This is a genomic window from Paenilisteria portnoyi (genome assembly GCF_014322795.1).
Lineage (GTDB): Bacteria > Bacillota > Bacilli > Lactobacillales > Listeriaceae > Listeria_A > Listeria_A portnoyi.
The window spans coordinates 30,074-45,062 of the sequence record NZ_JAASTT010000003.1; the positions used below are offsets into that span (position 1 = coordinate 30,074).

The 14,989-nt window shown below is 45.6% G+C and carries 15 protein-coding genes; 13 read left to right on the forward strand and 2 right to left on the reverse strand.

The features are described from left to right. The first annotated feature begins 1 nt into the window (after position 1). From cydB to HCJ66_RS16080, 7 genes are all read left to right on the forward strand, one after another. The gene (gene cydB, locus HCJ66_RS02930) at positions 2 to 1,015 is read left to right on the forward strand and encodes a cytochrome d ubiquinol oxidase subunit II (RefSeq protein WP_187131815.1); all 1,014 of its coding nucleotides are present in this window, start codon (positions 2 to 4) and stop codon (positions 1,013 to 1,015) included. Then, entirely contained in the window at positions 1,015 to 2,730 is a 1,716-nt protein-coding gene (cydD, locus tag HCJ66_RS02935) for a thiol reductant ABC exporter subunit CydD (RefSeq protein WP_187131816.1), read from the forward strand. Before cydB ends, cydD begins: the two co-directional genes overlap by 1 nt. Beyond that, complete coding sequence (gene cydC / locus HCJ66_RS02940; protein ID WP_187131817.1) at positions 2,730 to 4,469, forward strand: thiol reductant ABC exporter subunit CydC; 1,740 nt, start codon at positions 2,730 to 2,732, stop codon at positions 4,467 to 4,469. The genes cydD and cydC overlap by 1 nt, the downstream gene beginning before the upstream one ends. A gap of 137 nt (positions 4,470 to 4,606) precedes the next feature. Beyond that, positions 4,607 to 5,599: an ROK family protein gene (locus HCJ66_RS02945; RefSeq protein ID WP_187131818.1), complete on the forward strand. Its 993-nt coding sequence runs from the start codon at positions 4,607 to 4,609 to the stop codon at positions 5,597 to 5,599. A gap of 139 nt (positions 5,600 to 5,738) precedes the next feature. Beyond that, positions 5,739 to 6,539 carry an HAD family hydrolase gene (locus HCJ66_RS02950; protein ID WP_187131819.1) on the forward strand — a complete coding sequence of 267 codons (801 nt, stop codon included), beginning with the start codon at positions 5,739 to 5,741 and terminating at the stop codon, positions 6,537 to 6,539. Between the two features lie 22 nt (positions 6,540 to 6,561). Next, a complete protein-coding gene (locus tag HCJ66_RS16075) occupies positions 6,562 to 7,071 on the forward strand; it encodes an MFS transporter (RefSeq protein ID WP_246438524.1) in 510 nt (169 codons plus the stop codon). Beyond that, on the forward strand, positions 7,058 to 7,615 hold the full coding sequence (locus tag HCJ66_RS16080; protein ID WP_246438527.1) for an MFS transporter: 558 nt from the start codon (positions 7,058 to 7,060) through the stop codon (positions 7,613 to 7,615). The genes HCJ66_RS16075 and HCJ66_RS16080 overlap by 14 nt, the downstream gene beginning before the upstream one ends. Before the next feature lie 47 nt (positions 7,616 to 7,662). On the opposite strand, the gene fghA is transcribed toward HCJ66_RS16080, so the two are convergent. Together fghA and HCJ66_RS02965 are read right to left on the reverse strand one after the other, a co-directional pair. Beyond that, a complete protein-coding gene (gene fghA, locus HCJ66_RS02960) occupies positions 7,663 to 8,505 on the reverse strand; it encodes an S-formylglutathione hydrolase (protein WP_281384381.1) in 843 nt (280 codons plus the stop codon). Beyond that, positions 8,498 to 9,610: an S-(hydroxymethyl)glutathione dehydrogenase/class III alcohol dehydrogenase gene (locus tag HCJ66_RS02965; protein ID WP_187131820.1), complete on the reverse strand. Its 1,113-nt coding sequence runs from the start codon at positions 9,608 to 9,610 to the stop codon at positions 8,498 to 8,500. Before HCJ66_RS02965 ends, fghA begins: the two co-directional genes overlap by 8 nt. A gap of 259 nt (positions 9,611 to 9,869) precedes the next feature. Here HCJ66_RS02965 and HCJ66_RS02970 point away from each other — a divergent pair, with 259 nt between their 5' ends. From HCJ66_RS02970 to HCJ66_RS02995, 6 genes are all read left to right on the forward strand, one after another. Next, entirely contained in the window at positions 9,870 to 11,417 is a 1,548-nt protein-coding gene (locus HCJ66_RS02970) for a gluconokinase (protein WP_187131821.1), read from the forward strand. 330 nt (positions 11,418 to 11,747) lie between these two features. Beyond that, positions 11,748 to 12,119, forward strand: a complete 372-nt coding sequence (locus tag HCJ66_RS02975) for a hypothetical protein (RefSeq protein ID WP_187131822.1) — start codon at positions 11,748 to 11,750, stop codon at positions 12,117 to 12,119. A gap of 588 nt (positions 12,120 to 12,707) precedes the next feature. Next, positions 12,708 to 13,100: a DUF1310 family protein gene (locus tag HCJ66_RS02980; RefSeq protein WP_187131823.1), complete on the forward strand. Its 393-nt coding sequence runs from the start codon at positions 12,708 to 12,710 to the stop codon at positions 13,098 to 13,100. Then, on the forward strand, positions 13,100 to 14,335 hold the full coding sequence (locus HCJ66_RS02985; RefSeq protein WP_187131824.1) for a hypothetical protein: 1,236 nt from the start codon (positions 13,100 to 13,102) through the stop codon (positions 14,333 to 14,335). Before HCJ66_RS02980 ends, HCJ66_RS02985 begins: the two co-directional genes overlap by 1 nt. Continuing rightward, on the forward strand, positions 14,332 to 14,694 hold the full coding sequence (locus HCJ66_RS02990; protein WP_187131825.1) for a hypothetical protein: 363 nt from the start codon (positions 14,332 to 14,334) through the stop codon (positions 14,692 to 14,694). The genes HCJ66_RS02985 and HCJ66_RS02990 overlap by 4 nt, the downstream gene beginning before the upstream one ends. Next, a complete protein-coding gene (locus HCJ66_RS02995) occupies positions 14,691 to 14,963 on the forward strand; it encodes a hypothetical protein (protein WP_187131826.1) in 273 nt (90 codons plus the stop codon). Before HCJ66_RS02990 ends, HCJ66_RS02995 begins: the two co-directional genes overlap by 4 nt. Positions 14,964 to 14,989: the final 26 nt, after the last annotated feature.

A 14,989-nucleotide genomic window follows, 5' to 3' on the forward strand; every position in this document is an offset into this window, starting at 1 on the left:
GATGGAATTAAACGAACTGTGGTTCCTTTTAGTTGCTGTACTTTTCATTGGCTTTTTCTTCTTGGAAGGTTTTGACTTCGGAGTTGGGATGTCGACTCGTTTTGTGGCTCGGAATGATTTGGAACGTCGTGTTTTAATTAATACGATTGGACCGTTCTGGGATGCGAATGAGGTTTGGTTGCTGACGGCTGGGGGCGCGATTTTTGCGGCGTTTCCTAACTGGTATGCGACGATGTTTAGTGGTTATTATATTCCACTTGTATTCTTCTTGCTGGCGCTCATTGGCCGTGGTGTTTCGTTTGAATTCCGCGGGAAACATGATACAAAAGCTTGGGTGAAGACGTGGGATTGGGTTATTTTTATCGGTAGTATTTTGCCGCCGTTCTTGCTTGGCGTCTTGTTCTCGTCACTTGTTGCTGGGATGCCGATTAATAGTGAAATGAATATGAATGCAGGATTCTTTGATTACATTACGCCGTTCTCGCTTATGGGCGGATTGACGGTTACATTGATCTGTTATTTCCATGGATTGCTGTTTATCACGCTTCGTACGCATGACGACATTCGTGAACGTGCGAATCGGATTGCAAAACGGATGTGGTTCGTAACGGTTCCTGTACTTGCGATTTTTGTAGTGATGGCGTTCTTCTACACAGATATTTTCCAAGCGCGTCCGATTTTGTTGCCGATTATGATTGGCGCAACGGTCGTGTTCTACGTCATCTCAGCGCTTGCTCTTTGGAAGGGCCGCGAAGGTTGGGCATTTGCCTTTAGTGGACTTGGAATTGTTGGGACGATTGGCTCGATTTTTGCAGGATTATTCCCGCGTGTCATGGTTAGTTCGACCAGCTCGTTGTATGATTTAACGATTCACAATGCAGCATCCGGCGATTATTCGCTAAAAGTAATGACAATCGTGGCTCTGACGCTTTTGCCGTTCGTACTAGGTTATCAAATATGGAGCTATTATGTGTTCCGCAAGCGTGTATCCAGTAAGGAGAAAATGACGTACTAATGGGTAGAGATTTATTGAAATACCAAGGTATAAAACCGATCCTTGCTATGTTAGCCGTCCTGACTTTGATTCAGGGCGCGGCTATCATCGCGATGGCAAAATACTTAGCAACTGCGATTACAACACTATTTCACGGGGATCCGTGGGGTGACGCGCTGTTCGATTTAGGCCTCTTTGCGGGGGCTTATCTCGTACGGCATTTTTTGAATGTATGGAAACGCAAAATTGTGTATGATTATGCTGCGAAAACGGGGACGGCGATGCGTGAGGCGTTGCTTTCGAAACTGTTTCTACTTGGGCCGCGTTTTACGAGTGCGGAGGGGACAGGGAAAGTCGTGACGATGGTCATGGAAGGTGTCGCTGATTTCCGTCGTTATTTGGAGCTGTTTTTGCCGAAATTGATGAATATGTCGATTATTCCGGTGATGATTTTAATCTACGTATTTATGGAAGATACAACGTCGGGCGTGATTCTGATTTTGACGCTGCCGATTTTGATTCTGTTTTTGATTATGATTGGGCTGGCAACGAGGGCGAGTGCGGATCGCCAATTTGAGACGCATCGGGTGTTGTCGAATCATTTTGTGGATTCGTTAAAGGGACTGGAGACGTTGAAGTATCTGGGAATTAGTCGCTCGCATGAGGGGAATATTGCGAAGGTGAGTGAGGATTACCGGAAGGCGACGATGGGGACTTTGCGGATGGCGTTCTTGTCTTCGTTTGCGCTGGACTTCTTTACGATGCTTTCGGTCGCGACGGTGGCGGTGTTTCTGGGCTTGGGCTTGATTGAGTCTACGATGATTTTGCAGCCTGCGCTCGCGATACTTATTTTAGCGCCGGAGTATTTTTTGCCGGTTCGTGAGGTTGGCTCGGATTATCACGCGACGCTGGATGGACAAGAGGCGGGGCGCGTGATTCAGGAAATTATTGATAAGGATATGACGGAAATCGCGACGGGGCAGGTTTTGGATTTTGATGCGAATACGTCGTTTACTTTGGAAAATGTGACGGTGCAACATCAGCCGGATTCGAAGGCTTCGCTTGACGCGGCCAATTTTACGGTGACTGGTTTTGAAAAAATTGGGATTATTGGTGCGACGGGTGCTGGGAAGTCGACGATGATCGATGTTTTGAGTGGCTTTTTGGAACCGACGGACGGTGCGTTTTTGTGGAATGAGGAGGAGCGTGTGCAGTTGCGTGATGCGGCTTGGCAGAGTCAGGTGACGTATATTCCGCAGCATCCTTATTTGTTCCACGAGACGGTGCGGGAGAATATTCGTTTTTATGCGCCGGATAGTGACGATGCGGCGGTGGAGCAGGCGGCGAATGCGGCTGGGTTGCGCGATTTGGTTGCGGAGCTTGATGCGGGTTATGATACGCTTGTCGGTGAGGCAGGCCGTGTGCTGAGTGGTGGTCAGGAGCAGCGGATCGCGATTGCGCGGGCTTTCCTAAGTGATCGACGGATTGTGTTGATGGATGAGCCGACTGCGCATTTGGATATTGAGACGGAGTACGAGTTGAAGCAGCCGATGCTTGATTTGTTCGCGGATCGTCTTGTCTTTTTTGCGACGCATCGTTTGCATTGGATGCTTGAGATGGACCGGATTATCGTGATGGATCATGGCGCGATTGTGGAAGTTGGAACGCACGCGGAATTGCTCGCGAAAAAAGGCTTTTATGCGAAATTAATCAAAGCCCAATTGGAGGAGATCTGATGAGACAAAGTAGCTGGATTGGGCCTTATATTAAGCAAAATCGGACGCTTTTCCTCTGGGTTATTTTGCTTGGTCTGCTGACGGTATTTTCAACCGGAGCGCTGATGTTTACGTCGGGGTATTTGATTTCGACGGCAGCGACGATTCCGGAGACGATTTTGTTGATTTATGTGCCGATCGTTGGGGTTCGGGCATTTGGAATCATGCGTGCGGTATCGCGTTACATTGAACGGCTGGCGAGTCATTCGCTCGTTTTGCGGATTTTGGCGAAGATGCGTGTGCGTTTGTACCGAATCATTGAGCCGCAAGCTTTGTTGATGCGTTCGCGTTACCGGACGGGGGATATTTTGGGGCTGCTTTCGGATGACATTGAGCATTTGCAAAATTACTATTTGACGACGCTGTTGCCGAATATTGTGGCGATGGTGCTGTACGGCGGCATTGTGATTTCACTCGGCGTCTTTTCGATACCGTTTGCGATTTTATTTTTCGCTTATATCGCGTTGCTTGTGCTGGTGATGCCTTGGGTGTCGCTACTTTACGCGCGCGGGAAAAATGCGTACATGAAGCAGGAACGGAACAAATTGTATCAAAAATTCACGGACGCGGTGTTCGGGATTAGTGACTGGATGTTCAGTGGTCGTGAAAAAAGCTTTATCGCGGATTATGAGGCGGACGAGAAATTACTGCTTGCCGCGGAGACGAAGCAGGCGCGTTTTGCGACGTTGCGGGACTTTGTTGGGCAGCTGATTATTGGCGTTATGGTGCTGTCGATGGTGTATTGGACAAACGAGCAAGTCGTGGACGGTGTTTTTGAACCGACGTTTATCGCGGCGTTTGTGTTGGCGATTTTGGCCCTGTCGGAGAGCTTTATTCCGGTGAGTAATGCGGTCAGTGATGGCTCGCTTTACAAGGATTCGATTGCGCGTTTGGAAGAGATTGAGGACGCGGAACTTCTGACTTGGGAAGAGGAAGGCGCGCTTGAAAAAGTGGCGATCGATACGCAAAATGTAACTTTACGTACTGAAAAACTGACTTTTGGTTACACAGATTCCAAACCTGTTTTGCGTGATTTGGATTTTGAGTTGAAGCAGGGCGAGAAGGTCGCGATTTTAGGCCGGAGTGGTACGGGGAAATCGACCTTTTTGAAAGTTGTGCAAGGTGCTTTGGCGCCGACGTCGGGTTCGGTGACGCTGAATGGTGAGGATGTCGCGAAGCTTCGGCCGCAGATTTCGGAGATGATATCGATGCTGAATCAGAAGGCGCATTTGTTTAACACGACGGTGCTGAACAATATTCGGATGGGAAATCAGGATGCGACGGATGAGGAAGTGGCGGAGGTTGCGAAACAGGTGAAGCTGCATGACTTTATTATGAGCATGCCAGATGGATATCATACGCAAATGACGGAGATGGGCGCGCGCTTTTCTGGTGGCGAACGTCAACGGATTGCGCTAGCTCGGATTTTGTTACAAGATACGCCGATCGTAGTGCTAGATGAGCCAACTGTTGGACTCGATCCGATTACTGAGAAAGAACTGCTGGGCACGATTTTTGAGACACTGCAAGGGAAGTCGCTCGTTTGGGTGACGCATCATCTGGTTGGTGTGGAGAAAATGGATCGGGTACTATTCTTGGAAAATGGCGATGTGATTATGGACGGAACGCATCAGGAGTTGCTAGCGAATGAAGAACGTTACCGTCATTTGTATGAGTTGGATCGCCCAATTAAAATTTGAAAAAGGACGCTTATTATTCATGGATTCTAAATCTGTGCATAGTAAGCGTTTTTTTATGCTTTACATTTTTATCGAAATTCCATATAATTAATTTACTTAATTAAGTTTCAGAAATATATTGCGAGGCGATGAAATGAATGGAAAATAAGCATGTCGTGAAGGCGGCGAATTTGAATAAAGTTAGAAGTATGTTGTTTAAATACGGATCCGCGACAAAGGCGAAATTGGCTGGCGAGTCGGATATAAGCACGGTCACGGTCAATGGTCTCGTCAAAGAACTGGTGGAGGCTGGTGAGTTTATTGGCGGCGAATTGATCCATCCTAAACTTGGTCGTCCGTCTGTACACTACCATTTTAACTACGATTTTGAGCACTATTTATTGATTTCGATTCAAGAAACGGCTGGGAAATTACATATTGTCGCTAAAATTGTGAATATGCGCGGCGACATCAAACTAACTCGAAATCAGCCGATGGAAGTTGTGGGAATTGGCGCGGTGGTAGAGGTTGTTACGGGAATACTCGCTCAAAAACTAGCCATCACGAATATCGCAATCTCGATTCCAGGTAAACAAATCGGTTCTAAAATCGCAGTGAGCTGGCACGATGCACTTGACGGTTGGGATTTAGAAACAGAAATCGGCGATGGATTCGGCATTCCTGTCCGTATTGAAAATGATGCCAATCTCGCAACAGTAGGTTATTGCAAAGAAGTGGCGGTTCCGGATCGTGATTATGTAGTTGGTATTTATTATTTGCCAATGAGCATGCCGGGCGCGAGCCTTTTTCACAATAATGGACTTTTTAGAGGGCAGGATGGTTTGGCTGGTGAAATTCGTTATTTGCCGCAGTTTATTGCTCAAGAATTACCTCGTTCGTTCGAGGAGTCGGCGCAGAATTTGCTGAATATCTTATGCATTTACAACAGCCTCTTGGCGCCGCATACGTTTGTGATTCATATGGAAGGCTTAAGTCAGCAGGAGTTGGAAAAGCTGATTTTAGAAAATGATGTTTTGCGAGAACAGCCAAATAAGCCGAACTTTCATTGTGCGGCTTCGTTCGATAAAGATGTAATGGCGGGATTGCAGTGGCTGGCGATGTCGCATTTAGCGTTTATGAATCTGAAATAAGAGGGAGTTGCTGCATGTGCAAAAACAAGAATATCGGCGGTAATTTCAGGTGAAATGGTGGTTTTTCGGATGCGGGTTGTACATATCGCATTATAAATAGAGATTTAGTGGAGAAAATAAGAAACATGGGGGTAGGGGCATGATTAAATTAGTGATTACGGATATGGATGGGACGTTTTTGGATAGTAAGGGTGAGTATAACCGCGAGTTTTATCAGGAAATTAAGGGCTTGATGGCACAGAAAAATGTGGCGTTTGCGGCGTGTACTGGGAAGCAATGTGACCGTGTGGAGCAACTTTTTGGACCTGAGAATACGGAGGATTTGTGGATTTTGGGAGATAGCGCGGCGAGGATTAAGCAGAATGGGGAGTTTGTTTATGAGTCGTTGATTAAGAATAAGTTGGGGCTCGAGATGATTGCAAAATTGGAGGCGTATCGTCTGGATTACGTGATTATTGCGTGTACGTCGGCGGGCGCGATTGTTAAGGATACGGTGCCTGATGCGATATTTAATCGGATGAAGCATTCGTATTCGGCGTTGCGTCGGGTAGCTGATTTTGCTGAAATTGATGTTGATTTTGTGAAAATTTCTGTATATGATGAGAAAGAGGACAGTTTTCATACGCGCACGCAACTTGAAGCATTTTTTGATAAAGCGTATATTGTTGCATCGGAAGGGGCTTGGATTGATATTTCGGATGTTGGCGTTCATAAAGGGACGACAGTGGCGAGATTGCAGGAGATTCTTGGCGTGACGTATGATGAGACGATGGTTTTCGGCGATGGGCTGAATGATTTGGAGCTGATGGAAGCTGGGCTTTATAGTTTTGCGATGCGGAATGGTTTTCCTGAAACGAAGGCGGCGGCGAATTTTATTGCTCGGTCGAATGATGAAGACGCGGTACTGCACACGATTAAAATGATGTTGGCGCTGCAGTAAACCGAGAGAAAAGGGAGTTTTTATGGAGAAAAAGTGCTATTATGCGATTTTAGTTATTTTTACGACGTGTGGATTTAGTTTTTCGAGCTGGATTTCGCGAACGCCGGAGTTGCGGGATGCGCTGCACGCGACGACGGGAACGATGGGGATTATTTTACTCGGTTTGTCGATGGGTTCGATTCTAGGTTTGGTGCTGGCCAACGTGTTTGTTCGGGCGCGGGGTGGTAGATTTGCGATTATGACGAGTGCCTTTTTCATGTTTACTGGATTCATTGCGCTTTCTGCGGGTGCGATTGTGGCAAGCCAAATCGTGGTTTTCGCGGCGTTGTTCATTTTTGGCATGGGGGCGGGAATGTGTAACGTCGCCATGAATTTAGAAGGAACCGAGATTGAATATCGAATCAAAAAGACGATTTTGCCAGTATTGCATGCGGCGTTTAGTATTGGAACGCTTGTGGGAGCTGGAGTCGGAGCGATTTGCATCAAATTAGGCATCTCAGTCAGCCTGCATTTGACGATTGTGGCTCAATAAACGGACGGTGGCGCTGGCGATTATGGCGTTATGTCTCGCGTTTGTTGAAGGGTCGGCGAATGATTGGATTCCGCTTGCGATGGTCGATGGTTACGACGTTTCGCATAGTTTTAGTACGGTTATTTATGGTGTTTTCCTGACCGGCATGATTAGCGGGCGGTTGGTGAGTGGGCGCTTAATCGATACGTATGGCCGCGTGTTGTTACTCCGCATCGCCGTGGCACTCGCTGCAATCGGCCTACTTCTAGTCATCCTGAAAATTTCCGTCGTAGTCTGCGTCATCGCGATATTCCTGTGGGGACTTGGCGCTTCGCTCGGCTTCCCGATGACGATTTCGGCGGCTGGGGATGAGAGTCGGTACGCGGTGAGACGTGTAAGTTTGGTGACGCTCGCAGGTTATGGTGCCTCGCTTGCAGGACCGCCGTTGCTTGGTTTCCTGGCGAATTATTTTGGCTTGCTGAATGCGTTTATTTTTGTACTTATCGCGATTTGTGTGGCGGGATTATTTACGAGTAATGTCGCGAAAATCCGGCAAAATGCATAGTGAAACAACCGTATCCAGATTTGCGTTGGATACGGTTTTTAGTTTGCTTATAAATGCGTCTGATGAAATTCTAAATGCTGGTCAATAAAACTCGCAATGAAATAGTAACTGTGATCATAGCCATCTTGCATGCGCAGCGTCAACGGATAGTCTTTTTCAGTCGCAATCTCCGCTAATTTCGCAGGTTGCAGTTGGCCATCAAAGAAACCATCGCCAGTTCCCTGATCAATCAAAATCGGCGTCTGCGTGTTGCCGTCATGTTTCGCTAACAACTTCGTAGCATCCCATTCCGACCAACTCTCCCGATCCGCGCCCAAATACGCATCAAACGCTTTAACACCCCAAGGAACCTCCATCGGATTCACAATCGGCGCAAAAGCCGAAATCGAACGGAAGCGTCCCGGGTTGCGCAAACCAATAACCAGCGCGCCATGTCCACCCATCGAGTGCCCCATCACGGACTCCGGACCAGTCAATCCGAACTCGTCGCGCACAATCCCCGTAAGCTCCGTCACGATATAATCATACATCCGGAAATTCCGCGCCCACGGTTCCTGCGTCGCATTCATATAAAACCCAGCACCCTGACCTAAATCCCAGTCCGCGCTATCCGCAACATCATCCCCGCGAGGACTCGTATCCGGCATCAACATCGCCAAGCCAAGCTCCCCGGCCTTTTTCTGAGCCCCGGCCTTATGCGTAAAATTATCATCGGTACACGTCAAGCCCGAAAGCCACCAAACGAGCGGTGGCATCTCAAATTTTTCCCGATTCGGCAAAAATAAGCTAAACGTCATGTCACAACCGAGAACCGTCGAATAATGCCGATACTTCCTCTGAACACCGTCAAAACTCCGATGTTCCTCCAGCAATTCCAGTTTTTCAGTCATACGAAAGCACCGTCCGAATCGATTCACCGTTATGCAACAAGTCAAACGCTTCATTAATGCTTGCAAACGGTAAGTTATGCGTAATAAACGGGTCCAACTGAATCTCGCCCTTCATCGCTTGCTCCACCATACCCGGCAACTCACTACGCCCCTTCACGCCACCAAAAGCAGACCCGCGCCACACACGACCCGTCACAAGTTGGAATGGACGCGTACTAATCTCTTTTCCAGCCGCCGCAACGCCGATAATCACGCTCTCGCCCCAACCTTTATGACAACATTCCAGCGCCGAACGCATCACATCGGTATTCCCGATACACTCAAAACTAAAATCCACGCCACCATTCGTCATCTCAACAATCACTTCTTGAATCGGTCGCGCATGATTTTTCGGATTCACAAAGTCCGTCGCGCCCATCTCTTTTGCCAGCGTAAATTTATCTGGATTCGTATCAATCGCGATAATCCGGCCAGCCTTAGCCTGCACCGCGCCTTGAATTACGGCCAGGCCAATCGCGCCGAGTCCAAAAACAGCCACGGTGTCGCCAGCTTGAACTTTCGCCGTATTGTGAACCGCGCCAATTCCAGTCGTTACGCCACAACCAAGTAAACACGCCTTTTCAAGCGGCGCCTCCGGGTTAATTTTTGCAAGCGAAATCTCTGGAATAACCGTGTATTCGCTGAACGTACTCGTGCCCATATAATGATAAATCGGCTCACCGTTATAAGAAAAACGCGTCGTTCCGTCCGGCATCAGACCTTTACCTTGCGTCTCACGAACCGCCTGACAAAGATTCGTTTTACCAGACGTACAATATTCACACTCGCCACATTCGGCCGTATAAAGCGGAATCACATGATCGCCGACCGCCACACTCGTCACGCCTTCGCCAATCTCGATGACAATGCCGCCGCCCTCATGTCCTAAAACCGCTGGGAAAACACCTTCAGGATCATCACCAGAAAGCGTATAAGCATCGGTGTGACAAACCGCCGTATCCGTAATTTGAACTAAAACTTCTCCTTTTTTCGGAGCCTCTACGTCAATTTCAACGATTTCAAGAGGTTTTCCAGGCGCAAAGGCCACTGCTGCACGTGATTTCATCTATTATCTTCCTTTCACAATTGCTATTTTTAGCATACATGTAAAGTATACTACAAGGCGTGGCAGGATAACAAAGATGTGGATTGGTAGGGTAATGATGGTGATTTTGTTACATTTTTTTGCGTGATGAAAAATAACTTATACAGTTAATAATGTAATCTAGCTAGATGGAAAGTGGAGATTCGAGGGCTAAACCTTGACTCCGCTTTTTTTATCGTTATAATTGGGGACAAATGAGGAAAAATTGAGGGTGACGTGGATGGGAAATGTGGTTTATGTAATGGGCGTCGATATTGGGACGACGAGCACGAAAGCGGTGATTTTTGATGCGAGTGGGGAGCTGGTGGCGCGAGAATCGCGAGGCTATCCGTTGTTGACGGACGACTCAGGGATGGCGGAGCAGGAGCCGCGCGTGATTCTGGACGCGGTTGTGGACGCGATTCGGGCTGTGGTTGCGACGGCGGGCGTGGACGTGGCGGAAGCTTTGCAGGCGATTTCGTTTAGCGCGGCGATGCATAGTTTGATTGCGGTGGACGCGGACGGTGAGCCGTTGACGAATTGCATCACGTGGGCGGATCAGCGCAGCGGCGAGGCCTTGGAACGACGAAAACGCGATTTTTACTTGCATCAAGTGTATGAAAAGACGGGGACGCCGATTCATCCGATGAGCCCTTTCGCGAAACTCTGCTGGTTGCACGATGATTTTCCAGATGTGGTGTCGCGGGCGCATCAGTATATCGGGATTAAAAGTTATGTTTTGCACGCGCTGTTCGGCGAATACGTGATTGACGAGGCGTCGGCTTCCGCATCAGGACTCTACAACATGTTGACGCATGACTGGGAGCCGCTCGCGCTCGAAATTACGCAGATCACCACATCACAATTGCCAAAAGTAGTCGCAGAATCGCACTTCTTTCAAGGCATCTTACCAGCGTGGAAAGAAACACTCGGCGTCATTGCAGAAAATACACTTTTCATCGTAGGAAGCAGTGACGGCGCGCTTGCCAATGTCGGCATCGGCTCTGTCGGAGAACACGATGTCACACTCACCGTCGGAACAAGCGGCGCCGTCCGCAAACTCACAAAAACATATCACGTCGACGATTGGCAGCGAACCTTTTGCTACGGCGTCGCGAACGGCTACTTCGTACAAGGCGGCGCCGTAAACAATGGCGGTGCGGTCCTCGCCTGGGGACTAGAACAATTCGGCACAGACGCCGAGCGCGCGGCAAACGATTTTACCGGATTCATCAACAGCACCACCCAAACACCACCCGGCGCAAACGGACTCCTTTTCCAACCCTATTTACTAGGAGAACGCGCGCCCTATTGGACCGACCAAATCCGCGGTAGCTTCGTCGGACTCACCATTAACCACAAACGCGCCCACTTCATCCGCGCCATTTTAGAAGGCATCGCGTTTAATTTAGCACACGTTTACGAAGTGATGAGCGACCCACACGATAAAATTCACGTCACCGGCGGCCTCTCCCAACATCCTGTTTGGTGCCAACTCGTCGCCGATGTTTTCAACCGCGAAGTCATCGTACCCCACACAATCGAAGGCTCAAGTTTAGGTGCCGCAATCATTGCCCTGCATACATTGAAAATTTTGCCAACACTAGCGCTCACGAAAAAATTACCACCAAGTCACATCTACCAACCCAATCCTGAGAACGTCGCGATTTACAAAGAACTCCAACCGATTTTTCAACAAATCACGACCCAGCTAATGGGAAGTTACGAGCGCCTAATTGACTGGCAAAAAAGTCAAGTAAATGGTAAGATAGAAACAAATAACAGATAAAGCGCGCATCGGAGGCAAAAAAAACGTGGGGTGATTCGAATGAACCGCAAATTAGTATGGACGCTAATCATTTTAGTGGGAATTTGTCTTTTAGGGACATTGATTGCAGTGTTAGCAAACTTATTTTATTTCAGCGCATAAAAAACTGGCCTCGGCCAGTTTTTTTGGTTCCTGTGTTTTCCTCGTACTGAACACAAAGGAAAAATCACCTCAAAAAAATTGTATACCTCCAATCGAAGTTAAATTTTGAGAAATTAGATGATTATGGTAATATAAGTAATGTATTGGTTTGTAAAAAATAATACTTAGTTAAAGAGGGGAAACACGTCGATGAAAAATAAAATAGCGTTATTTCTAATGGCAGTTTTGGTTGTATTTTCACCTGTTTCAGCAGGAATTACAGGCGTTTCAAGCATCCAAGCAGAGGCGGCAGTTAAGAACCCAGTCAAAGTATCACTAAGCACAACGACACCAAAACAGAACAGTACTATCACTTTAAACGTATCAGGTGTACCTAAAAACACAGCGTATACAGGTACAATTTATTACAAGACTACTAAAACTCCTGTATCAGGTAAGGTAGGGGTAGCTAATAAAATTAAGATTAGCCGAGCAACAAAAGGCTATAAAGTCAAAGTAGAAATCGTTGTAAAATACAATAAACAAACGTACAAATCGTACGCATACTTCACACCACGGTGATCTGAATAACAAACCAATATGGATAAAAGCATCACTTGTTAACTCTCTTACTTGAGAAGATACAGGAGGTGTTTTTTCGTGGGAAAAGGAAGTAATTTTGACGAGATTTTCAAAAAATGCTATAATGAGGACAAGAAAAGGAAGTCATGCGCTAACATGACTCCCTAGCAGTAGCTCCGGCAAAAGACAGTGACATAATTTTATATGGTACAAAAATAGCTATCGACTCTTGTGGGAGTGAGGATGGTTATTTTTTTGATCGTTGTTAAGCTTAATCAATGCAATAGCAAGAGCAATTAAGGAAATCAAAAGACTTCCGAAACCGACTGCTAATTGCTGTTATATCATATATATGTTTTTTTGAATGCGATACAATATGAGCTGTTTGATGTTTAATAACTTATTTTATAAAAAGACTAATATTATGCAATAATCTGTCTACTTTAATAGTATATATCCAGGCAACGAAAAAACAGTGAACAAACACTAGAAATTATATAATTTAGCTAGAAAATGTAGATAATGTTTTTCGAAAAAGTATAGAATATGGTAAAATAGGAGTATTAGGATATAGAGAGTGGTGTGCAGATGAAGCGAATGAAGATAATAGGAATATTGGCGGGAATTCTCGTAATCGTACTAATTGGATTTGGAGTGAAACATTATATGGATGATAAAAAGTTGCAAGATGATATGGTGAAAGTAGTGAAGGAGAACAAGCATCTGATTGAAGAAGATTTAAGAAGTGATGATAAATTCAACAAAATTAAAAATATTACAATTGACTATGACAGCGTTAAACATAATCCGATGGGAGGAATAATGGTCGAAGGATATGTTGAAAATGATAAAAATTTGAAGTTTACTGCTGGATTTAATAAGAATTCTCAAGAGGGGACTCCAGAATATGACGAAATAGAAGGTTGGGTTTCTAGTGAATCAGAAAAATTAGATGACTACTTGCAAAAGGAGACTAAATAATGAACAGCATTAATCTCTCAGATAGAGACAGAATTAATATTGCTTGGGCGGAGTATGAAGATTATTCCAAGGGCTCTAAGGTGAAAATTAAAGATATAGGGACAATCGGTTACGTTTCAGAATCCATCAACAACAAAAAAACAGGCGAACAAACATACATAATCACGCCAGAGAAACTACCCAAAAACCCAACACCAGCTGATTTAGAAAAAGTTCAAAACGTCACGGTTTTATACCGCGGATCGACGGAACTGATGAAAGGCGATGATTGGGTCACAGACTGGGTTAAAAATGATGTTCCAATGGCGAACCAAGTTATTGGTGGCGGACAACAAATGCCAACCGCACAACTTAAATCATCTTCGCAAACATTAAAAAATGCGATGGGACGTTATAGTAATGCTTCTTTTGATATATATGGGCATTCCCTCGGCTCGATGAATGGTCAATACGCCATTTCCGACACCGAAAATCCTGAGCGAATCCGTTCTGCGTACTTGTATGAAGGTCCGAATATACATACTGTTTTAAATGATAGACAGCAAGAAACAGCGGAGAAGTTACAGAATCGAATTTTTAACTATATTGATGACAAAGACTTGATAACAGTAGGTTACAGTCGCGCTAGTACAGTCGGAATGTTAATCCGAATTGATTCTAAAAAAACAGGAGTTATGCAACAACACATGTGGGGCGGGTACCAATTTGATAAAAAGGGCAACATCCGTATCGAGGCGACCGCTAAAGTGGGCGTGAAAATGGCTCAAACCGAGATAGCGATTTTAGATCAATTAAAGAATTTAACCGTGTTAACAGGCAAGTTAAGAGCAAGAGGTGGTGGATTGTCGTCGTCAGAGCAGATATATTTAGAAAGTAGCGAAGTGTTGATTATTGCAGAGGGCATTGCCAGAATGGTGGAATCAGGATTTTCAGAAATCGTAAAAGCATGCAAAGATGCTATTACCGAAACCGAAAAACACTGGCAAGACACAGTACAGCGAGCACAAGAAGTCGCGTCGCATCTAAATTACTACGAGGTAATGGACGCCCTAGCAGATGGAGGTGCCACGAAAGCAAGTATTGTAGATGAAGCAACAACATATTATGAAAAAAAGATTGCGAAAGCTGAGAAATTGAAGGCAGATTATCAAAATTTAGTCGAAGAAATTAAGACCAGTGTTACAAAACAATTAGCGCTAGATAAAGAACTAGCGAAGGAGTTACAGATAGGATGACAAATGAATTCCAAACGATTCGTAGGAAACAAGAAGATGATGAAGAACAATTTTTACGTAAAAAAAGAGTATTAGCTGACAAAGATGCGGAACTATACCAGCAAAAAACAGAAACCCTCCGCTCGCTGGATGATTTAGCTGACAGGACACGCCATTATCTCCAAGATTTTGTGGAAGATAGAAGTGGTTTACATCGCGCTTTCCAAATGATTGGTATGGCGAGAGACGAGGTAACTACTTTATACAATAAAGAAAATACATCCATAGAACAACAATTGGAAGCGGAAGAACGAGAGTATCGAAAGCGCCAATCAGCATATGAACAAGCGTTACAAGAGGCAAGGAGTGAGGAAACATGATAGATATATTCGATGATATCAAGAAGAATTTGGAGAAGATGATTGTCAGATATACGGTTGCCAGTGCAGCAGTTGCTACAACTCAAAATAAAAAGCAGATGGTCGGTATTACAATAGAGACATTGGCGAGTACAACGCAGCAGAGTACGAAAGGAATAACAGGGAATCTGGAAAGCTCTTTAAAAGGAAAGTGGGGCAGTAGCGCGAAACAGAAGTTGGAAAGTTATGATAAGAAAATGACCAATTTTAAAGCAGACCAAGAAAAGTAAGGAGAATTAGTAAAGCTGTAATTGAG